Consider the following 21,693-nt stretch of genomic DNA (forward strand, 5'->3'; position numbering starts at 1 on the left):
TATCTGTATCGCGTCTGTATCAGGCGTGCGCAAAAATATCGGTTTCGGGCCAGCCCGCCAGATCAAGCTTGGCGCGCATCGGCAGAAAAGCGAAACAGGCTTCGGCCATCTCCATCCGCCCTTCGCGCACCAGGCGGCGGTCCAGCTCTTCCTTCATACGGTGGAGGTAGCGCACATCGGATGCGGCATAATCTTTTTGCGCGTCGGACAATTCGGGACCGCCCCAATCGCTCGATTGCTGCTGTTTGGAAATTTCCTGACCCAAAAGCTCGCGCACCAATTCTTTAAGCCCGTGCCGGTCGGTATAGGTCCGCACCAGTCGCGAGGCGATTTTGGTGCAATAGACAGGCGCGGCGGTAACGCCCAGATATTGCTCGATCGCCGCAAGATCGAATCGGGCGAAATGATAAAGTTTGAGTCGCGCCGGATCCGCGAGAATCGCTTTCAGATTGGGCGCATCATATTGACTGTCCGGGCCGAAACGCACCAGATGCTCATCGCCCTGCCCGTCCGAAATCTGGAGCAGACACAAACGGTCACGGTGCGAATTCAGCCCCATAGTTTCGGTATCAACGGCCACCGGTCCGTCGGCAAGCACGCCTTGGGGAAGATCCTCTTCGTGGAAATAAATGGCCATAACTATGCTGCAATCCCGGATATCAAAGAAAAAACAAGGGCGCCGCTTTGCCGTGGAATGACGTCAAACGCAAGGGCAAGCACGGCTTATCGCGCGGCCTCTACGGTAACTAGATACCGCTTTAGACCGCTCTTTACATTTGTGTCGGTAAAGAAGAAGCCAATAGAAACGGCAATAAATAGTTTTCGATCCATCGTGTAACGCACAATTTTTGTTCGCCTTCGTTACATTTTCGGTTATGACGACTCGCCGACATGGGTTTTTTGGATCCCCCTGACGGTGGTTGTGCGTCCCGTTCGTCCTGGGGCTTTGGCCAGATTATAGTTTTAAGGACGAAGCGAAGGTGACGTTTAAGGCATGAGTTTCGACAGAGATAACCGCGGCGGTCGTGGGCGCGGTGGGCGTGGGCGCGACAAGCGCGATGGTTTCGGCGAAGATAGTTTCGACCCATTCTACCAGGAACGCAGTTACGGCGGCGGTGATCGCGGCGGCTTCGGAGGCGGCGGCGGTGGCCGTGGCGGATTCGGTGGCGGCGACCGTGGCGGCTTTGGCGGCGGCGGTGGCGGTGATCGCGGCGGCTTCGGTGGCGGTGGCGGCGGTGGTCGCGGCGGCTTCGGAGGCGGCGGTGGCGGCGGTGCGCGTGGCAATATGCCCGCACAGGTCGTCGGCGAAGGCAATGGCGTCGTCAAATTTTTCAACGGCCAGAAAGGCTTTGGCTTCATCCAGCGCGATGAAGGCGGCGAAGATGTGTTTGTCCACATCAGCGCGGTCGAACAAGCGGGCCTCACCGGCCTTGCCGAAGGGCAACAGCTTGCATTCACGCTGGTAGATCGCGGCGGCAAAGTGTCGGCGACCGACCTTAAAATCGACGGCGAACCGCTTCCGGTTCCCGAATCGGCACCGCGCGAACCGCGCGAGCCGCGTGAACGCAGCGGTGGCGGTTTTGGTGGCGGCGGGCGTCCGCAGCGCCAACTGACCGGCGAATCGGCAACCGGCACGGTCAAATTCTTCAACGCGATGAAAGGCTTCGGCTTCATCCAGCGCGATGACGGCCAGCCCGACGCCTTTGTCCATATCAGCGCGGTCGAACGCGCCGGCATGGTCAATTTGAACGAAGGCGACCGTTTGAAGTTCGACATCGAAGTCGACGGACGCGGCAAACATGCTGCGGTCAATCTGGAACCCGTTCAGGATTGATTGCGACCGGATAAAAGACGGGCGCTTTAACAAAAAGCGTCCGCCGGAATAAAAAAGCACCGCACCTCAGCCGAGGTTGCGGTGCTTTTTTGTCGGCCGACGCAAGAAAGAGACCGGATAGGTAAAATTTTCCTGTTTGTCGGGCGGCCTTACCGCTGGCATTCATCGCCCATCCTGCTGCCATTTGTTTTGATGAATTGTGCGACGGTGGGCGCAAGGTCGGGCGTGAGGGGCAGGGCAGGATTGGCATAGCTTGCCAAATTGGCGGCGCGGTCGTCGGCAGGCACATCTTTCAATATATGGTTCATCGCTTCGAATGTGACGATGCAGCGCTGCGGCATTCCTGCCAGAACGGACCGATTGGCGGCGAAGGCATCGCGGTCCTTGGCCGTGACCTGAAGGTCGCGCCCGCCGCTCACCACCATGACGGGGTCGCGGCGATAACGCAGCGGCTCTGCCGGGTCGAAGCGCATCAGATCGCGCAAAAAGGGCTGAACCTCAGGGTTGAACAAGGACGCTAGCGCGGGCGGGAGCGTGGCTATATCCACCGTTTCACCGGCTTCTAGCGCGCTGATTGCGCCATTGGCTGCCCCCAGCAACGGGGCATTGGCAGGGTTCGCCGCAAGCTGTTCGCGCAATATTATGCCCAGCGGCCGCCCCGGTGTCGCGAGTAACACAAGCCCGCAACCACTGCGCGGTCTGCCCATATTCCCGCCTGAGGACCAAAGCGCCACCAGCCCGCCTTCGGAATGGCCGATCAGCCATGTACAGGAGGCACCGGTCTTTTGCTGGGCCCATTTCATCCAGCCGCGCACATCATGGCTATAATCGCTCATAGTCACCGCATTGGCGTTGGAAAGGGCCGCTTTACTGCCGAACATCCCGCGCTTGTCGATGCGCAGCGTCGAAACGCCGTTGGATTGAAGCGCCTGTGCCAGCAGCGCATAGCTGTTCGCCTTGACGCCCATCGGACTATTGCCGTTACGGTCGGTCGGGCCGGAGCCGGGAATGATGATCGCAACCGGCGCGCCCTTTCCCGCATCGACATAGCTCCCCGCAAGCGGACCTTCGGGACCGGGGATCGTGACCGGCTCGCCAATGGGCGGAGGCAGAGGTTGAGGTTGAGGGGTTGGCGGGCTGGTTGATGCCGCGGGCGTGGCGATGATTGTAATGGCCAAACAGGCTTGCAGGAGATGCTGCTTCTTCGGGACTATGCTCATGAGACTACTCCTTGATAATCCTCCCCTTTTGAGGGGAGGATTTTGGGCGCGCTTAATCGCTGTCCTCCTCCCCCGTCCCGCTCACCCCTCCTTTGCAGGGCGGCCCCGTTTCGGGCGGTCGCTATGTTTGACCTTCACGCCGCGTTTGGCCAGCGCCTCGCGTAGCAGACATTCGACCTCGGCGTTGAAGCTACGCAAATCGCTCGCCGCCGCCCGCTCGATGGCCGCGTGGAGCGCGGGGTCGAGGCGGAGCGGATAGGCTTTTTTGGGCGGGGACGTCATGGCGTGACCACTATCGTTTATTGATAGAGCGAGCCTGCATTGACAACCGGCTGGGTGTCGCGTTCCGAACAAAGGACGACCATGAGGTTCGACACCATCGCCGCGCGGCGTTCATCGTCGAGTTCAACCACGCCTTTTTCCGACAATTCGCCCAATGCCATTTCGACCATGCCGACCGCGCCAGCAACGATGCGCGCGCGGGCGGAGATGACCGCATCGGCCTGTTGGCGGCGCAGCATCGCCTGCGCGATTTCGGGCGCATAGGCCAAATGGGTGAGGCCGCATTCGTCGACGGTAATGCCTGCAACCTTCAACCGTTCGATGAGTTCGATGCGCAATTCTTCGCCAATCTGGTCATGATTGCCGCGCAGCGTCACTTCCTGATGTTCGATATCGTCATAAGGATAGCGCGAGCCGATGGCGCGCACGGCGGCTTCGATTTGCGCAAGGACGAAGGCTTTATAATCGTCCACGTCGAACAGCGCCTGCGCGGTATCGACCACGCGCCACACGACTTGCGCGGCGATTTCGATAGGGTTGCCGCGCAGGTCGTTGACCTTCAATTTTTCCGAAATGATATTGTTCGAACGCACCGAAATTTTGGAGCGGCTCATCCACGGCCAGATCCAGCGCAGGCCTTCTTTGCGGTCGGTGCCGCGATAACTGCCGAACAGCATGATTGCGGCGGCCTGGTTGGGCTGGATCATATAGAAGCCGCCAAAGCCGAACGCGGCTCCGGCCATCAACAGCACCGCGAACGGCACACCGATAAGGCCGATCACATCATTGGCCAGCGCGATGATAAGGCCGATCCCGCACAGAAAGACGATGATCGACAGGATGAAAATCAGATAGCCGTTAAAGGTCGTCGCGGGCCGCTCGCGGCTGGCGTTAAGACCGTGGGAAATGGATTGGGTCACAGCGAATCCTCCATATAATTATGATATCATATTTATATGATTCGGATGTGCTGTCAATCACCCTGTCAATCACCCCGTCAGTCACCCTGTCTAAGATGCGGTGGACAGGCGAAAAAACTCAGTCTTTCTGCGCCTCTTGCGGGGTCGAGCGGAGCTGTCTGCTATACAGCCAGCCAATGCCGATCAGGCTGAAACCGAGCGCCACGAACGAGGCGATGCGGGTCAATCCGGTCAGCCCCGATGCGTCAAAGATAAACACTTTGCCGACCGCGCCTAGCATCAGCACCAGCGAGGCAATGCGCCAGTCGCGCCGGTGCCGCCTGATGCCCCACAGGAGGAAACCGATGGCGAGCGCAATCGCAAGAATCGAGCGCAGGATATTTTCGCCCTCGCCCAAGGCCGCGACATCGAAGCGGCTGCCATGAAAGGCTTGGGCGAGCGTTGCATAGGCAAACAGGATGATCGCGCCCATCCGCCCCACATCAAGGATACGCGGCAAGGGGGCGTTGAGGGTCGTCGGCAGCAAGGTCGCGGCGCTACGCTCGATCAGCCACAAGGCGGCAAACAGCAAGCCATAAGTGGGGAGCAGCGCGTTGAGGAGCGGCAAGGCGCCGACCGCCTGCCCGTTCCACAGCGGATTGTGCAGGAATAGCGAAAAGAATCCGAGATAGAGGGTCGCGGCGACCGCAAGGCCGAGCGCGAGCATCCGGCCAAAGGGCTGGTAGCGCGCGCTTGCCTTAAAGCCTGCAAAACCGACGCCGAGTAACAATGCCGCCCACACCGCGCGCTGCATCATGCCGGTCGCGACAAAATCCCCGCCCGCAACGCCTGCAAAGCCGTGGCGGTAAAGGATATGGACCGCAATCACGAGGATCGCGACCATCATCGCCCCGCCTATCCGTCCGGCAAGCCGCGCCATATGCGCGCGCATCAGCCACACAGCCGCCGCTATCAATGCAGCGGGCGCGGCAAGTTGGCGCACGGTGAGGGCGGCGGACGGCAGATGGTCGGCCAGCAACGGATTGCCCGCTACTGCGTCCATCACGCCATTCAACCAATCCGTGAGCGGTCCCGCTGCCCACAAGAAAGCGATCAGCGCGCCCATTCCTAAAGCGGGCGCGACCAAAGCAGGAGCCGAAGGCGCGGACGCATGGCCCTGCGCGCAGCGGCTCGCAAAGGCGGCGAGGCCGAGCATCATGAGCGGCGCGACAAAGGGCAGGAAGCTGGTCGGCACGAACTGCGCCGCCGTGCCATAGCCAAGGAAAGCGGTAGCGGCCGACGCGGTTTTGCGCTGCCAGGGCGCGGGCGCGCGTAGCACGAACAGCAATGCCATCGCCGTGACTGCCGCCCAGCGCAGCACCGATGTGCCGACCGTCTCTTCTTCGCTCAACAGGCGGATCCATTCGGTAATCGCCTGTTCTATCGGGGTCGAAAAGAGCAGAAACATCACGCCGCCTGCAAAGAGGAAGGCGAGTGTGGCGGTCTTGCGGTCTCCCGCCGCGCGCGCCAGTTCCAGCATCGCGGCAACAACCAGCGCCGCACCGATGGCAAGGCTCCATAAGGGCAAGGCGAAGTAGAGCGCAGCCCCCAGCAACAGCGCGGTTGCCCCGGCCAGCAGCGCACAGCTAAAATCCTTGGGCTGTCCGGCGCGGGCGCGGAGCTTGTTCCATCCGGTGACGAGCGGCAACGCGGTGAACAGCGCCGCGCCAAGGCTCACCAGCGCCAAGGTCGGGCGCGGGAAATCGGGGAAAGTATGGCGCAAGCCGACCCACAATATCGCAAGCCCCATCACCGCCCATTGCGCAACCGGCTGGTCGCTATGCCTGTCCCACAGGCGCGGGAACAGCGGCACGGCATGGATGGCGAGCAACGCGCCGCCAATGCCCAGCAATTGCATCCCCGGCGCGAACGGCCACCACATTAACAGCAACAGGATCGACAGGATGAGGCTCGCCAGTTGCAACAAGGCCAGCGCGCTCCGGTTGGGCGCTGGTGCGCGCCGCTCGCGCCACATCAGCCATTGGCACGCGCAGGCGATAAGCAGGAAAAGCGACCAATGGAGCAAGGAGAAACCGCCACGCGCGACGAGGAGGGCGATTTGCACCGCGCCGATGGCGGCGACGGCGGCGCGGAACAGCGCATGGCGGGCATCGGTAAAACCGAGCGCCGGTATCGCAATCGCAAGCCCCAGCACGAGCGCGCCCAACGACAATCCGTTGACCGTCGAAAGCTGCATCGTGGCGATAAGGATAAGGCTCCACACGCCCCCGCCGACCAGCGCGGCGATGCCCAGCCACATCCAGCGTTGATGGCGCGACACGGCGGTGAGCGCGCCGATGGTGAGCGCGAGATAGGCGGACAGAAGCGGCACATTGGGCTGCATCGCGCCGACCAGCGCGGGGGTCGCAAGACCGCCTGCCAGCCCCAGCATCGCACTGGGCGCGCCAAAGCGCAGCGACAGGCCGAGCGCGGCCGCGGTCACTAGCGCCATCAGCACGAAGGCTGCAAAGGGGCCGATCAGGCCGAACCCGTTATGCGCCATCAAAATGCTTGCATAGAGCGTCGCAATCCCTGCTCCGGCGAGGGCTTGGCGCACACGCGGATCATCGACCAGTGCCTCCTTGCGATAGACCAGCTCCGCGCCCGCAATGAGGATCGCGCCGAATAGCAGCCCGCCGATGATGCGCGCCCAAGGCGTCAGCAATCCGGCATCAATCGCATATTTGACAATAAGGACGCCCGCCACCGCCAATGTAATCCCGCCCGCCCAGATCGGCAGTTGCCGTCCGAATAATTCTTCAAAGCTGAAGGAGAAGCCTTTGGCGGGGGTGGGGACGGGGGCAGCGGCGGGGGCGGGGGTGCGCGTGGATGCGCTTGTGGATGCGGGGGCCGGTGCGGATGCGGGTTCCGGCGCGCGGATGCCGGGTGTTTCTGTGCCAGTGGCTGTATCTACGCCTGTGCCAGCATCGGTTCCGGCAGCACCGGCTTGCGGCGCGGCGGTGACGCGCTTGGCGGGCGTTGCGGGGGCAGGAGGTACCATCGGGGCCGCTGTTTCCGGCGCGCGCGTGGCCTCTGCCGCTTCCTTGTCGGACCGCAGCAACTTGCCATAGGCGCTACGCAACGCAGCAAGCTGGGTTTGCGCAGGCTTGGGTGACGGAGATATTTGGGGCGGCGGGGCCGTCCGGGGCGCAGCTTCAGGTTTGGCATCCGGGGTAACCGCCGCCGCCCGTGCCGCCGCTGGCTCTACTTGCGTGTCGGGGCTATCCGGTTCGGCCATGTCTCTGCCGATCTGCTGATCCATAAGCCGGGCCGCGAGATCATGGACCTGCTGGTCCAACCGGCGCAGCTTATATTTCTGGTCGAACAGTAGAACGAACAACACAGCGATGGCGAGGGTCAGCAGAAAAACCAAGCTTGCTCCTTATGGACTATCAAAGGGCTAGCATGGGGAAGGGGGCGAGGCAATGCAGGGCGGCGCCGGAAAAGAAAAGCCCCTCCCCTTCAGGAGTGCGCGAGATTGTGCCCCCGGCACAATCTGAAACTGCCGGGGGCAGTTTCAAGCGCACTGGATTGGGGTGGGGTCTGTCCGCCTAGCGCAGCGTAAACCGCGAGACCCCACCCCACTACGACTAAGAATTTTCGCTTGCGCGTAAAATTCCTAAGTCTCCGTTGCCCCTCCCCTAAAGGAGGAGGGGCTTATAGAGGTCGCTCTATTTCACCGGAAAGCCGCGCTTCCTCAAGAGCGCATTGACGTCCGGGTCGCGGCCGCGGAAGGCGCGATAGGCTTCGGCGCGGTCTGTTTCGTTGCCGGTCATGAGGAGGATGGTGCGGAACTTGTCCGCGACCGTGCGGTCCCACGGGCCGCCCGCTTCGGTGAAGGCCGCCCATGTGTCGGCATCCATCGTTTCCGACCAGAGATAGCTATAATAGCCCGCCGAATAGCTGTCCGAGGAGAAGAGATGGCTGAATTGCGGCAAGCGGTGCCGCATCACAATTTCCTTGGGCATCCCGATTTCGGCAAGCGTTGCCTTTTCAAACGCATCGACATCGGCGACTGGCGTGGTGCGGTTGTGGAGCTTCATATCGACAATCGCGGACGACAGATATTCGGTCGTTTCAAAGCCCTGATTGAATTTTTCGCTGTTGAGGATTTTCTGCACCAAAGCCTGCGGCATCGGCTCGCCGGTTTTATAATGTTTGGCGAATTTATCGAGCACTTCGCGGGTCAGCAGCCAGTTTTCATTCACCTGGCTCGGATATTCCACAAAGTCACGCGGCACGCCGCCAAGCGCGGGATAGTTGATATCCTGCAACAGATAATGGATGCCATGCCCGAATTCGTGGAACAGGGTCGATGCGTCATCAAGGCTGATGAGCGTCGGCTCGCCATTCGCGCCTTGGGTGAAATTATTATTGTTCGCCGCAAGGACATTCCTTTCGCCGCCCAGTTTCTGCTGGCTGCGATAGGTGGTCATCCACGCGCCCGATCGTTTCCCGTCGCGCGCATAATTGTCGATATAAAGGACGCCGACATGCTTGCCGGTCTTGAGGTTCGACACTTCGAACGTGCGGACATTGGGTTCGAACACGGGAATGGTGCCGGTATTTTCCTTGAAGCCCAGATCATAAAGCTGACCGGCAGCCCAGAACATGCCGTTCATCATATTGCCGAGTTCGAGATACGGTTTCACCTCGCTTTCATCGAGGTCATATTTCGCCTTGCGGACCTTCTCCGCATAATAGCGATAGTCCCACGGCTCGATGGTGATGCGCGCGGTCTTGTTCGCCTTAGCTTCCGCGTCGGCGATTTTCTGCATATCGGCGACCTCTTCCTTGACGCGCGCAACCGCACCCGGCCACACTTTCATCATCAGGTCCATCGCCGCTTCGGGCGTTTTCGCCATCGTGTCGGCCATGCGGTAATGGGCGTGGGTCTTGAAGCCCAACAGGGTCGCGCGTTGCTGGCGCAGCTTCAATATTTCCGCGATGGTCGCATTGGTGTCATTGGCGTTGGCATTGTCGCCGCGATTGACAAAGGCGCGCCACACTTTTTCGCGAAGCGCGCGGTTGCTTGCATATTGCAGCACCGGCTGCGCGGCCGATCGGGTATTTTTAATCGCAAACTTGCCGGGCTGGCCAGCGGCGGTGCCTGCCGCTTTCAACGAGGCGATGAAAGCGGGCGGAAGGCCGGCGAGATCGGCTTCGCTATCAACGACGACATAGGTTTGCTCGTCCTTCAAAAGCTTCGACGAAAAATCGTTGAACAGCCCCGCAAGCTTGGCGCTATAATCGATAAGCTGCGCGCGCTGCGCATCATCGAGTGCCGCGCCCTGCCGCACTTTGGCGTCATAGCTGCGCTCGACAATCCGCATTTGCTGGGCGTTGAGGCCGAGCGACTGGCGCTTGTCATAGACTTGCTTGTAGCGCTGGAACAATTTGGGATCGAGGCTCAGCTCGTTCGACTGTTTCGAAAGCTTGGGGCTCCATTCAGCGTCAATCGCCTGCACGCGCGGGTTCGACAGGTTGGAGGTCTGCACGCCCCATAGCGCATAAACGCGGTCCAGCTTGTCGCCAGCGAGCATCATCGGGACATGGACATTTTCAAAGGTCGCGGGTTCCGGATTGTCGCGCACCGCATGGACTTCGGCGGTATATTCGGCCATCGCTTTGGTGAAAGCATCGGGAAATTGTTCGGGGTCCAGCTTATCCCACGGCGGCACGCCTTCATAAGGGCCGGTCCATTTTTGGGTCAGCGGATTAGTGTCGGCATTGGCTGCCGGAGTGGTGGCTTCGGGGCTGGTAGCTTCGGGGCTAGCGGGGGTCGAAGATGCGGTCATATCCTGTCCTGTCGTAGCACATGCGGACAGCAGGGCTGTCGATGCAAGCAAGGGTATCAGCAAACGCATGGAATAACTCTCCTCAATCGGGTCATATTGTCCGGCGGCGCCAGAGGCGGGTCCGGCAGCGGGCCGGACGTGTGGACGATGGACCGAGCCTAAGCCGCGTCCGGCGGTTGCGCAACTTTATTTCGTGAAAAACCTGTGTCCTACAGGATCAGGCGCGGGCACACTGACGATAAGCCGGTGCAATATTTTGCGGATAGGAAAGGACAGCAAAGGAGGCTGGATGCGGTGTGCGGCGCGGGTATCGCAATAAGCGTTCGGGTGTGAACTATGTGAATTTGTAAAATGCCGGATGGTCAAAAAGCACGGATTATCGAAGCTTTCCTGTTCAGCCCTGTTCCACGTGGAACGGATGTTCTGCGTGAAACGGATGTTCGGGCAGGCCCGGCACATCGACGCGGAAGCTGAAAATTGACCCGGCATCGGGCTGGGCGGCGAGCGCGTCATCGCCCAGTCCGATGCGCGCGCTGGTCACATAAGCGGTTTTAAGGTCCGGCCCGCCAAAGCAAATCATCGTCGGGCGGGTGACGGGGAGCGGCACGGTTTCGACAATCGCGCCGTGCTGATTGATCCGCACCACGCGACCGCCATCGAACAGGGCGCTCCAATAACAGCCTTCGGCGTCGAACGACCCGCCATCGGGGCGGCCTTGGCCGTGGGGGAATTGGTGGAGGATGCGGCGGTTGGCAAGGTCGCCTTGCGCCGTCACATCATAAAGGCGCAGCGCGTGGCTGGGCGTATCGGCATGGGTGAACAAGCGGCCATCGGCGCTAAACGCGGCGGCATTACAGGTCAGCATCCCGCCTTCGATTTTTGTAAGCGTGCCATCGCCGTCGAGCCGGTAGAGCGCGGCATCGGCGGCGTCCTTGGCCTCGTTCATCGTACCGATCCAGAAGCGCCCGCGCGCATCGGTGCGTCCGTCATTGAAGCGGTGGTGCGGCTTATCTTCAAGGATTTGCGGCCCGAACGGCACCGGGTCCGCGTCCATATCGGCAAGCCATGCACAGCCATTTTTCATCGCAAGGAGAAAGCCGCCATCGCCATTGTCGCCATCATTGCCGCCACCATTATGGGCGCAAAAAGCAAAGCAACCGACCGGCTGGTCGAACCGCCGGACCCTGTCCTCGCCGCTGGCAGGATCAAAGCGATGCAGTTCGTTGCGGGCAATATCGACCCAGTATAAACAGCGGTGCGAAATATGCCATCGCGGGCCTTCGCCCAGCATCGCCGGAATTTTCAAGGCTGTCGTAACGTCACGCGCCATATCTGTTTACCGCCTCGCCGCCGGATTGAAAAAAGAGTTTCAAAAAGCAACTTGACGTAAACGTCAAAACAGGGCCTTTTGACGGGACACATAGCCGAAAACAACCGAGGAGAGTATTCGCCCATGTCGCTCGATAGCCTGTCCCGCACTGCTTATGATGATGATCATGAAGCCTTTCGTCAAACCGTCCGCCAGTTCATGGAAAAGGAAATTGCCCCGAATCAGGCCGCCTGGGCCGAAGCGGGCATTGTCGATAAAGACATCTGGCTGAAAGCCGGAGAATTGGGCCTTCTTTGCCCCACCGTTCCCGAAGAATATGGCGGCCTTGGGCTTGATTTCCGCTATAATGCGATTGTCGCCGAAGAATCATCCTATAATGGCCGCGTGACCACGGGCTTTTCGCTCCACAGCGATATTGTGGTCAATTATATCGTCTCTTACGGGTCGGAAGAACAAAAGCGCGAATGGCTGCCCAAGATGATTTCGGGCGAGGTTGTAACCGCCATTGCGATGACCGAACCCGGCACCGGATCGGACCTTCAAGGCCTTAAGACCACCGCCAAAAAAGATGGCAACCATTATGTCATCAACGGCAGCAAAACCTATATCACCAACGGGCAGAATGCCGATCTGGTGCTGGTGTGCGTCAAGACCGACACCGAAGTGCAGCCCGCATGGAAGGGCGTATCCATCGTCCTTGTCGAAGCGAACCGTGAAGGATTTGAACGCGGACGCAACCTCGACAAGATCGGCATGGATGAAGCCGATACATCGGAACTTTTCTTCAACGATGTGCGCGTCCCCATGACCAACTGCCTTGGCGAAGAGGGCAAGGGCTTCATCTATCTGATGAGCGAATTGCCGCAGGAACGCCTGTCGATTGCTGTCTCCGCGCAAGCGTCGGCCCAGCGCGCCTTTGACGATACGGTCGAATTTACCCGCGACCGCAAAGCGTTCGGCAAGCCCATTCTGGACTTCCAGAATACCCGTTTCGTGCTGGCCGACATCAAGAGCAAATTGCAGGTCGGCTGGGCGCATCTTGACTGGGCGCTCAACCGCCATGCCAAGAAGGAATTGACGGCAGAAGAAGGCGCGGCCGCAAAGCTGTGGCACACCGACCTCCAATGGGAAGTCATGGACAAATGCCTCCAACTCCATGGCGGCGCGGGCTATATGAATGAATATCCGATTGCCCGTGCCTGGCGCGCCGCGCGTGTCACCCGCATCTTTGGCGGCACCAATGAAATCATGAAAGAATTGATCGGAAGGACCCTGTGACATGGCAACGGCATATATAGTAGACGCATTCCGGACCGCTGGCGGCAAACGCGGCGGCAAGCTTGCGGGCTGGCATCCGGTGGATATGGCAGCGGTCACGCTCGACCATCTGATGGCCAAAACCGGCATGGACCCGGCGCGCGTCGACGATGTGATTATGGGCTGTGTGATGCAGGGCGGACAGCAAAGCTTCCAGGTTGGCCGCAACGCGGTGCTGGCGTCCAAGGCGCTGCCCGACAGCGTGCCGGCTGTCACCATCGACCGCCAGTGCGGCTCGTCGCAACAGGCGATGCAATTTGCCGCGCAGGCCGTCTTGTCCGGAACGCAGGATGTGGTGATTGCGGCGGGCGTCGAATCGATGACGCGCGTGCCGATGGGTTCGACCGGTATGTTCCATATGAAGGAGGGCCTCGGCACCTATAAATCGCCGCGCCTCGAAGAAAAATATCCCGGCCTCATGTTCTCGCAATTTATGGGCGCGGAGATGGTCGCGAAAAAGCACGGCTTTTCCAAGGAAGATCTCGACGCCTTCTCGCTCGAAAGCCATCGCCGTGCGGCGGCGGCGCGCGATGCGGGTAAGTTCGACCATGAAATTGTCCCGCTCGAAATCGAAGGCGAAAATGGCACCGAATTGCATCTTGCCGATGAAGGCATCCGGGCTGACGCAACCTTGGAAGGCATTGCGGGCGTCAAGCTTTTGCAGGAAGGCGGCGTGATTACCGCGGCCAATTCCAGCCAGATTTGCGATGGCGCGTCGGCCGCGCTGATTGTGTCGGAAGCGGCGCTTAAAGACTATGGCCTGACGCCGGTGGCGCGCATCCATAATGTGACCGTGACCGGCGGCGACCCCGTCATCATGCTCGAAGAACCCCTGTTCGCGACCGACCGCGCGTTGCAACGGGCGGGCCTCAAAATCGGCGATATTGACGCTTATGAAGTCAATGAAGCCTTCGCCCCCGTGCCGCTCGCTTGGGCGAAACATGTCGGCGCCGACCCTGCGCGCATGAATATGCACGGCGGCGCGATTGCGCTTGGCCACCCGCTCGGCGCGTCCGGCACCAAGCTCATGGCAACCTTGCTCAACGTCCTCAAAGCCAATGGCGGCAAATATGGTTTGCAAACCATGTGCGAAGGCGGTGGCCTTGCCAATGTGACGATTGTGGAAAGGCTCTAACATTTCATCCCCTCCCGCCTGCGGGAGGGGCAACGGAGCCTTAATGAGCGTGAGCGAATTTAGGCGAGCGGGGTGGGGTCTTGCAGCGCACATTGCGCTATTTGGACAGGCCCCACCCCAACCCCTCCCCTAAAGGGGAGGGGCTTTTTAGGGAGACAAAAAATGAAACTTGATTCATCCGTATCAGCGGTCGTCACTGGCGGCGCATCCGGCCTTGGGGCAGCGACCGCGCGGGCGCTCGCGGCCAAGGGCGTCAAAGTGGCCATCTTCGACCTTCAGGCCGAAAAAGGCGAAGCAATGGCTGCGGAACTCGGCGGCATTTTCTGCGAAGTCAATGTCACCAGCGACGAAAGCGTCGATGCCGGTTTTGCCAAGGCACGCGCCGCGCATGGCCAAGAGCGCATCCTTGTGAATTGCGCTGGCATGGGCAATGCGATGAAGACCGCAAGCCGCTCCAAGGAGGACGGCTCGATCAAGCATTTCCCGCTGGAAGCGTTCAACTTCATCATTCAGGTCAACCTTGTCGGCACATTCCGCTGCATCGCCAAATCGGCGGCAGGGATGTTGACGCTCGACCCTATGGACGAGCTTGGCTTGCGCGGTGCGATCGTCAATACCGCCAGCGTTGCGGCAGAAGACGGCCAGATCGGCCAAGCAGCTTATTCGGCGTCCAAGGGCGGTGTGGTCGGCATGACCCTCCCGATTGCGCGCGACCTTATGAATGAAGGCGTGCGCGTCAACACCATCCTGCCGGGCCTGTTCAAAACGCCCTTGCTCGCGGGCCTGCCTGAAAAGGCGCAGGAAGCCTTGTCGGCAAGCGTCCCCTATCCCAAACGATTGGGCGACCCCGGCGAATATGCCCAGCTTGCGCTTGCGATGATCGAAAATGATTATTTCAACGGCGAAGATGTGCGTCTTGACGGCGCGCTCCGTATGCCACCGCGCTAAACATGGGCAGACCCGATGGACGCCGCCTGTTGGCGGATAGCTATCCCGTAACCGTGACGGTCGAGCCGCGCTTTCAGGATCTCGACCCGCTGGGCCATATCAACAATGTGGCAATGGCGGGGATTTTCGAGGCCGGTCGCATCAAGTTCAACCATCTCAACGGCACGGCGGGCCTCCCGCGCGCGCCGGGGGATCGTTTGTTGATCGCAAGCCTTGCGATCAACTATATTGCCGAAGCGCATTTCCCCGGCCTGTTGCACATTGCCAACGGGATCAAGCGCATCGGCACCGCATCCTGGGAGATTGCTTCGGCGGCCTTCCAGAATGATATTTGTGTCGCGACCTGTGATTGCACCCTGGTCTATACCGACACGCAAGGCGCGCGAGCATTACGCCCCGAATTTGTCGCCTTGCTTGAAAAAGTGCGGTTGAAAGACTGACGCGCTAAGGCCGGTATAAAGGCTGGAATGAAAGGATGCGGGAAAGGCGGTTATTCGCCTTTCCGCACCATCCGCCGGACAAAACCGATAAGCCCGGTCTGGCGGCTGCGGCGCAGGCGCTCGGCGCGCAAGATGGTGTGGACCTGCTCATAGCAACGCTCCACATCATCATTGACCAGCACATAATCATAGCCGTCCCAGTGGCCGATTTCGGACGCGGCGCGTTCCATGCGCGCGTCGATGACTTCGGCGCTGTCGGTGTTGCGCGCGCGCAAGCGGCGCTCCAGCTCGATCATCGAGGGCGGCAGCACGAACACGCGCACCACATCATTGCCCGCTTCCTGATAAAGCTGCTGTGCGCCCTGCCAATCAATGTCGAACAAGACGTCGCATCCGGCCTCAAGGCTCGCTTCGACCGGCGCGCGCGGGGTGCCGTAACGGTGGCCGAACACATGCGCCCATTCAAGGAATTCGCCGTCGCCGACCATATCCTTGAAGGTCGGCACATCGACAAAATGATAATGTTCGCCATCGACTTCGCCCGGACGCGGCGGGCGGGTGGTGGCGGACACCGACATGGAAAGCTGGTCGTCATTTTCCATGAGCTTGCGCGCAATCGTCGATTTTCCGGCGCCCGACGGCGAGGACAGGACGAACAAGACGCCGCGCCGCGCAAGGCTCCCACCGGCTTCCGACGGGACGCTCATCGGTTCTGCCCCTTGTGCAAGGAGCTAATCTCTTTAGAGGTCGGATAAGTATCGCGCATGGCCGCTCCTGTTCCATCAGGCGGTCCGGGTCAAGAGGGTGACGGGTGACGAACAAGATATTCTCGCAGATCGGACGCAGATGGTGGATAGCGGTCGGCGTCGCCTTGCTCGCCTTTATCGCGGTCATGCTGGCGATGGGCCGCCCCGTCATCTGCACCTGCGGCACGGTCAAATTATGGCACGGCATCGTCCAGTCGGCGGAAAACAGCCAGCATATCGCGGACTGGTATACGTTCAGTCACATCATCCACGGCTTTATCTTCTATGGAGTCGGCTGGCTGTTATTGCGCAACCGGCCTTTGGGGCTGCGCTTGCTGCTCGCCGTGCTGGTCGAGGGCGGATGGGAGATACTCGAAAATTCGCCTGTCATCATCGACCGTTATCGCGAGGCGACCATTTCTTATGGCTATTCGGGCGATTCGCTCCTCAACAGCCTGTTCGACATTATCTGGATGATGGCCGGTTTCCTGTTTGCCGCATGGGATAAGGTCAAAACATGGTGGGTGGTCGCGCTCGCCTTGGCGTTCGAGGCGATGACATTAGCCACTATCCGCGACAATCTCACGCTCAATGTGTGGATGCTGCTGGCCCCCAATGAGTCCATCCGCAACTGGCAGGGCGGCGCGCCGTTCCAATAGATTGTGCGCGGCGTTGCTGCGGATTCCCGCATTTACATATTCTCCCCTCCCGCTTGCGGGAGGGGCCGGGGGAGGGCCTGTTCGCCGCCCTGTATGAGCGCCAGCCACCCTCCACCATGACACTTATGTTGCACTGCACAAAAAATAGTTGAAATCGACAACCACTTCCTATATTGTGCAGTGCAGCATGAGAATGAAGGAGCGTCATCATGGCGACCAAATTTGAAGATAAAAGCGCGAAGTCGGCGGAAGCAGCCTATGCTGCGGCCAGTTCGACCACCGGCACCCCTGCGGCTCCGGTGAGCGGCACCAGCGTTGCAGCCGATAAGACTGTAACGGCCCCCGCTACGGCCAAGACCGAAGCGCCCAAGGCGGTTCCGGCTGCTGCTGCACCGGTTGCGCCCAAAAGTGCTCCGGCCAAACCGGCTGTTGCCAAGGCGGCTGCTCCGGCAGCGCCCAAGGCAAGCGCGCCCAAAAAGACGGCTGTAAAAAAAGCCGCAGCTCCCAAGGCAAAGACGATCAAAACGGCAGCGCGCAAGTCGGCTCCCAAGGCCGCCGCTGCCAAGACCATCAAAACCACCAAGGTTGCGTCGGCTAAGCCCGCAGCCAACCAAGAAGGAATTAAGAAAATGGCTAACACCGTTAAGAATTTCGCTGAAGAAGCTCAGGCCAAGGCTGAAGAATTTTTCGGCGACTATAACAGCAAGGCGAAGGCTGCGGCTGAAAAGGGTCAGGAACTGGCCAAGGACGCTGTGGAATTCACCAAGGGCAATGTTGAAGCTGTTGTTGAAGCCGGCAAGATCGGCCTCAAGGGCAGCCAGGACCTGACCCGCGATTATGTTGAATTCGCCAAGCAGAGCTTTGAAGACAGCACCGCTGCGCTGAAGAAGGTTGCGGCCGTCAAGACCCCGACCGAATTCTTCCAGCTTCAGGGTGAATTGTCGCGCAACGCGTTCGACGCTGCCGTCAAGCAAACCTCGAAGAACAGCGAAGCCGTTCTGAAGCTTGCGAACGACATGTTCCAGCCGATTTCGAACCGCGTTGCGGTGGCTGTGTCGAAGTTCAAATCGGCTGCATAAGCCCATAAGGCGCTCCTGCGCGCCGGAATGTTTCAGGTAACATTTCCGGCCGCGCGGAGCCGCCCGACGAGCGAAGGCGGCTTTCCCCCCACTCTCCTCTCCTCATCGGCGGGGAAAGACCCTTCGCTCAAAAATACCGCTCGTTCCGGCAAGGGGCGGGCGGTTTTTTGTTGGTGCAAGCAAAGCCGGAGATGCGCCCTGCCCCCCCTGCTTTCTGCTTCCTGCTTTTTTAGAAATTCGGTTTATTATTAACCGTGCGGGCGCGGTTGTCTTTGGCGCGATGTTCGTTGAGCATCCGCGTTGTGTAATATTGCGAATCATGGCCCATCTGGAAGTCCATCACGCGGACTTTGAGATAATAGACCACGCCGCGCGTCTGGTACATTTCGACCTCTGCCGCGCGGGCGCAGCCGCCTTGGCGCGCCCATAAAAAGGCTTGCGGCTGGAGCGGTGCGACGTTGGAATTGGCCAGCACCCCGATGCCCGGCTCGACCGATGCGCGCGCGATGGCGGGGCCGCAATTATTGAACATCGGCTTGGTCCAGTTAAGCAGACGTCCGTTCGTATCCCACACCCAGCGCATATGCAGCGCCTGTGTGCCGCCATTGAGCGGACGCACATAAGAGGCTTTGCCGAAACGCTGGTTGAGTTCGGCTTGCACATCCGCCCACATCGGGGCCGAAGCGCCGGGATTGCGTTCATCGCCGAACCTTTGGTCCGTTCCTGCCGACCAGATGCGATGCGCGTTAGGCGGCGCGGTGAAGGCAAAGCTGATCGCAAGGCTGTGATCCGCGGTCTTTTTCTGTCCCCACATGGTGAAGATGAAATCGGTGCCGGGGATATTTTCAATACTCACGCGGTAACGGCACAGACGGCCGCTGTCGCAATAATTTTCGCGCGAATAGCCTTGAAACCCTTGCGCGCGGCTCATCCGTTCAATGTCGGCAACCGTGCCGCCAAGGGGCACGCCCAATATGTGGAGGGCGGGCTTGCCGGGCTGTGCAGGCTTGGCCGCAGCCGCTTGCGCGGCGGTCGGTTGGGCAGCGGAAGGTTGAGCGGTTTGCGCGGTTGCCGGACTATTCACCAGCAACACAACGCTCAATGCAGATATATAACGCATAGCTATCACGCCTTAAAATGGTTGCGCAGCCAAGCGGGCAGGCTCGCGTCGGGGCAATGATTATAGGTGGTGGTCTGGCCATTATAGGTTTCGCTGAACCGCGTCGGCGATGCGACATTAATGGTCGCACTGTCCGGAAAACCGGGGCCATCGCCATTGCCGAAAGTGTGGAGCTTGATCTTGTAGCGGTTGGGGCCAGCCGGTTCGAAACCCTTATAATCGCGGTTGCCCCACGGCATCCCGTCTTCGAACACAAAGCCCCACATCTTGTCGTCAAAATAAGCGAAAGCATCGGCGGGCCAGCCATCCTTGCCCGGTGTGCTTTGCGCGGCCGCTTGCTGGCAGCTTGTGCCGTCAACGACATAAACGCCTTGCTTGACCGGGGGGAAATTGCCGCTGGCTTTGGCGGCTTGGCCGACCGGACAGCCTTCCTGATCGACCTTGGCGCCCTTGTCATTGCGCCGTTCCAGCACGTCCATCTTGCTGCCGGTCCAGCCCCAGACGATTTTGGTGACCGGCCCGCAGGTGCCGTTGAACGCGCCATCGGTGATGACGGCATCGCGCCCGCCATGCTTGCCCAGATTTCCGGCGGCAAGATAGGCCATAAAGCCTTCGACGACCTTATAGCCCTTTGCGTCCGAGATGATGAAATCCACCGGCGGTCCGGCATTGCCATAAGGGGTTCCGCCGCTGGTGTTGACGCAGCCATTATTGTCGCTGGTCACCGCAAAATCGGGTGTGCCGTCGCTGTTGAAATCGCCCTGGAGATAGCCGCCCTGCGCGTCGCTGCCCTCGCCCGTCGCGGGGGCGCTGGCTAGCGGGTAAAAATGCACAGCGGCGAATTTTTCGCCCATATCTTTGCATAATGTCTTGGAATAGCTTTCCCACGCGGCAAGTGCGGGGGCGGGCAATGTTTCGGCGGCCTTGTCGGGGGCAGCGGTAGCACCGCTAGCCGTATCCGCCGCAGCGGCTTTCCCCGCACCCGCGCCGTCCGCGCTCTGTTTGCCACAGGCGGTCAAGGCCAATGCCAAGACCAGTAACGATGCGGCCGATGCCGCGCGATTGATAGTCATCCCCAAGCTCCTCCTCCAAAAGCCAACGCATCCGTCAGCGTGGCAGGAGAGGGGCGTCCACATCTATTTTCGGACCATTATCCTTGGCTTTTGTGCCTGCCATCCGCCCGCCCATCTAATGCGTGGGCGTCTTATGCGTGGGTCATGGCAATATAGCCGCCTCCCGCCGCGACATGCGGGAGGATATGGACCTGATGTGCCAGCAGATGCCCCCTATTGGCCCCCTGCCTTTACTAACATGGATTAATAACAGCGCAGAGGACGGAGCGCAAAAGAAAAGAGAGGGCGCGGATGACCGGACAATAACTATCATTTCCTCCTATTTCTAAGAGGAGCAATGCACGTATAATTTAAATGAAAGCTATAATTTAAAGGATAGCGACTGCGCTTCTCAGCCTTCGCGGTGATAGGGGTGGCCTGCAATAATGCTGGTCGCGCGCCATAATTGTTCGGCGAGCATCGCGCGGGCCATCAGATGCGGCCAGGTTGCCTTGCCGAACGCGATGAGGAGATCGGCCTCGCCGCGCTGGCGGTCGTCAAAGCCGTCCGCACCGCCAATCAGAAATCGACATTCGCGCGCGCCATAATCGCGCCATTGTTCCAGCTTTTGCGCCAATTCCATGCTGGTGAGATTCTGCCCCTTTTCATCGAGCAGCACGGTCACACTGCCCGCCGCCGCATCCGGCCATTTCCCGCTTCCCTTGGGGCCGCCGCTTTCGGGCAATTCGGTAATTTTCGTCGGCCAGCTTACCCGTTTCAAATAACGGTCCACCAGCTCTGCTTCCGCAGACCGGCCAATCTTCCCGCGCGCGATAATGTGAAGGTGCATGGCAGCCTGTTAGTAGGAAAGCGCGCGCGACGGAAGAGGATGCGGGCTGGCGGGAAGCTTGAGGCTCCGGCTTAAGACTCCAGCGGCAGACTCCAACGGATAGCCGCCACGACTTCAAGCCTCCATCTATATTATAAATCCGTCGGGCCGAAAAGGAAATTCCGTATAAAACCGGCACTTTTATGAACATGTCATAAATTCAACCAAATCTGTTGATTTTTATTGCTATTCATCACCGCTTTTTATAGGATTGTCCTACAGGAGGACCAATGGCGAACGGATTTTATTCGCAATTTCTTGCATCACAGAATCTGCCTTTTACGGGCGCGCTCCTTCTTTTACTATTTATCGGGATTTTTCAGTTAACCGGCATTGCCAATTTGTTCGGCGATGCCGACCTTGACGGCGGCGTGGACACGCATGGCGATGTGCAAGGACTTGACGGACTGCTCGGCTGGTTCGGCATCGGGCGGCTGCCTTTCCTGCTCTGGCTCATCCTATTTCTGGGCGTCTATGCGATCACCGGCCTTGCCGGACAGCAAACCGCGCAAGCGTTGACGGGTGCCCCGCTCGACCCGCTATTGGCGGGCATCGGCGCAGGGGTGATTGGCTTGCCGCTCACCGGCCTGTTGGCGCGGCCCCTCGCGCGCATCCTGCCGCATGATGAAAGCACGGCGGTTTCTATCGACAGCCTGATCGGGCGCACGGGGCGCATCACCATCGGTACAGCGACACGCGGTGCGCCCGCCCGCGCCGAAATCCGCGATATATTTGGCCACCCGCATCAGGTGATGGTCGAACCCGACGATGAAAATGGCCGTTTTGAAACCGGAACGATGGTGATGCTCGTGCGCCGCGACGGCCATGCGTTCCGCGCCATCCTCTATGGCGACCACCCGATGCTGCGGCTCGATTGAGTGCCGC

The 21,693-nt window shown here is 59.9% G+C and carries 20 protein-coding genes; 8 read left to right on the plus strand and 12 right to left on the minus strand.

Features of this window, described 5'->3' with window-relative positions:
• Positions 1-19 precede the first annotated feature (19 nt).
• Both DMP17_RS11190 and DMP17_RS11195 read right to left on the minus strand, forming a co-directional pair.
• Positions 20-637 carry a ribonuclease D gene (locus DMP17_RS11190; protein ID WP_337829162.1) on the minus strand — a complete coding sequence of 206 codons (618 nt, stop codon included), beginning with the start codon at positions 635-637 and terminating at the stop codon, positions 20-22.
• Positions 638-955: 318 nt separating this feature from the next.
• A complete protein-coding gene (locus DMP17_RS11195) occupies positions 956-1,396 on the minus strand; it encodes a hypothetical protein (RefSeq protein WP_337829795.1) in 441 nt (146 codons plus the stop codon).
• Here DMP17_RS11195 and DMP17_RS46380 point away from each other — a divergent pair.
• Complete coding sequence (locus tag DMP17_RS46380) at positions 1,286-1,834, plus strand: cold-shock protein (RefSeq protein WP_443217881.1); 549 nt, start codon at positions 1,286-1,288, stop codon at positions 1,832-1,834. The two genes, DMP17_RS11195 and DMP17_RS46380, sit on opposite strands and share 111 nt — an antisense overlap.
• Positions 1,835-1,983: 149 nt before the next feature.
• Here the strand turns inward: DMP17_RS46380 and DMP17_RS11210 are convergent, their stop codons facing one another.
• From DMP17_RS11210 to DMP17_RS11235, 6 genes are all read right to left on the minus strand, one after another.
• Positions 1,984-3,054: an alpha/beta hydrolase gene (locus DMP17_RS11210; protein ID WP_337829163.1), complete on the minus strand. Its 1,071-nt coding sequence runs from the start codon at positions 3,052-3,054 to the stop codon at positions 1,984-1,986.
• Between the two features lie 81 nt (positions 3,055-3,135).
• Positions 3,136-3,336 (minus strand): hypothetical protein, encoded by a 201-nt coding sequence (locus tag DMP17_RS11215; protein ID WP_337829164.1) that lies wholly within the window; start codon positions 3,334-3,336, stop codon positions 3,136-3,138.
• A gap of 17 nt (positions 3,337-3,353) precedes the next feature.
• The gene (locus DMP17_RS11220; RefSeq protein WP_337829165.1) at positions 3,354-4,256 is read right to left on the minus strand and encodes an SPFH domain-containing protein; all 903 of its coding nucleotides are present in this window, start codon (positions 4,254-4,256) and stop codon (positions 3,354-3,356) included.
• Between the two features lie 118 nt (positions 4,257-4,374).
• The gene (locus DMP17_RS11225) at positions 4,375-7,668 is read right to left on the minus strand and encodes a DUF2339 domain-containing protein (RefSeq protein ID WP_337829166.1); all 3,294 of its coding nucleotides are present in this window, start codon (positions 7,666-7,668) and stop codon (positions 4,375-4,377) included.
• 298 nt (positions 7,669-7,966) lie between these two features.
• On the minus strand, positions 7,967-10,162 hold the full coding sequence (locus DMP17_RS11230) for a M3 family metallopeptidase (protein WP_337829167.1): 2,196 nt from the start codon (positions 10,160-10,162) through the stop codon (positions 7,967-7,969).
• A 325-nt stretch (positions 10,163-10,487) separates the two neighbouring features.
• Positions 10,488-11,423: an SMP-30/gluconolactonase/LRE family protein gene (locus DMP17_RS11235; protein WP_337829168.1), complete on the minus strand. Its 936-nt coding sequence runs from the start codon at positions 11,421-11,423 to the stop codon at positions 10,488-10,490.
• Between the two features lie 123 nt (positions 11,424-11,546).
• Between DMP17_RS11235 and DMP17_RS11240 the strand changes: the two genes are divergently transcribed.
• The 4 genes from DMP17_RS11240 (at position 11,547) to DMP17_RS11255 (ending at position 15,263) form a co-directional block, all read left to right on the plus strand.
• Positions 11,547-12,701, plus strand: coding sequence for an acyl-CoA dehydrogenase family protein (locus DMP17_RS11240; protein WP_337829169.1), 1,155 nt, complete (start codon positions 11,547-11,549; stop codon positions 12,699-12,701).
• Between the two features lies 1 nt (position 12,702).
• Positions 12,703-13,875, plus strand: coding sequence for an acetyl-CoA C-acetyltransferase (locus DMP17_RS11245; protein WP_337829170.1), 1,173 nt, complete (start codon positions 12,703-12,705; stop codon positions 13,873-13,875).
• 162 nt (positions 13,876-14,037) lie between these two features.
• On the plus strand, positions 14,038-14,823 hold the full coding sequence (locus DMP17_RS11250; protein ID WP_337829171.1) for an SDR family NAD(P)-dependent oxidoreductase: 786 nt from the start codon (positions 14,038-14,040) through the stop codon (positions 14,821-14,823).
• Between the two features lie 53 nt (positions 14,824-14,876).
• A complete protein-coding gene (locus tag DMP17_RS11255) occupies positions 14,877-15,263 on the plus strand; it encodes an acyl-CoA thioesterase (protein WP_337829172.1) in 387 nt (128 codons plus the stop codon).
• 50 nt (positions 15,264-15,313) lie between these two features.
• On the opposite strand, the gene gmk is transcribed toward DMP17_RS11255, so the two are convergent.
• Entirely contained in the window at positions 15,314-15,970 is a 657-nt protein-coding gene (gene gmk, locus DMP17_RS11260) for a guanylate kinase (RefSeq protein WP_337829173.1), read from the minus strand.
• Between the two features lie 104 nt (positions 15,971-16,074).
• Between gmk and DMP17_RS11265 the strand changes: the two genes are divergently transcribed.
• A complete protein-coding gene (locus DMP17_RS11265) occupies positions 16,075-16,668 on the plus strand; it encodes a DUF2585 family protein (RefSeq protein ID WP_337829174.1) in 594 nt (197 codons plus the stop codon).
• A gap of 209 nt (positions 16,669-16,877) precedes the next feature.
• Positions 16,878-17,747, plus strand: a complete 870-nt coding sequence (locus DMP17_RS11270) for a phasin family protein (protein ID WP_337829175.1) — start codon at positions 16,878-16,880, stop codon at positions 17,745-17,747.
• A 229-nt stretch (positions 17,748-17,976) separates the two neighbouring features.
• On the opposite strand, the gene DMP17_RS11275 is transcribed toward DMP17_RS11270, so the two are convergent.
• The 3 genes from DMP17_RS11275 to DMP17_RS11285 all read right to left on the minus strand — a co-directional run bounded on the left by DMP17_RS11275 (position 17,977) and on the right by DMP17_RS11285 (position 20,769).
• Positions 17,977-18,849 (minus strand): hypothetical protein, encoded by an 873-nt coding sequence (locus DMP17_RS11275; protein WP_337829176.1) that lies wholly within the window; start codon positions 18,847-18,849, stop codon positions 17,977-17,979.
• Positions 18,850-18,872: 23 nt separating this feature from the next.
• The gene (locus DMP17_RS11280; RefSeq protein WP_337829177.1) at positions 18,873-19,940 is read right to left on the minus strand and encodes a hypothetical protein; all 1,068 of its coding nucleotides are present in this window, start codon (positions 19,938-19,940) and stop codon (positions 18,873-18,875) included.
• A gap of 391 nt (positions 19,941-20,331) precedes the next feature.
• A complete protein-coding gene (locus DMP17_RS11285) occupies positions 20,332-20,769 on the minus strand; it encodes a 23S rRNA (pseudouridine(1915)-N(3))-methyltransferase RlmH (RefSeq protein ID WP_337829178.1) in 438 nt (145 codons plus the stop codon).
• A 269-nt stretch (positions 20,770-21,038) separates the two neighbouring features.
• On the opposite strand from DMP17_RS11285, the gene DMP17_RS11290 reads away from it, so the two are divergent.
• Complete coding sequence (locus DMP17_RS11290; RefSeq protein WP_337829179.1) at positions 21,039-21,686, plus strand: YqiJ family protein; 648 nt, start codon at positions 21,039-21,041, stop codon at positions 21,684-21,686.
• Positions 21,687-21,693: the final 7 nt, after the last annotated feature.

It is taken from the genome of Pseudonocardia sp. TMWB2A, assembly GCF_017312135.1.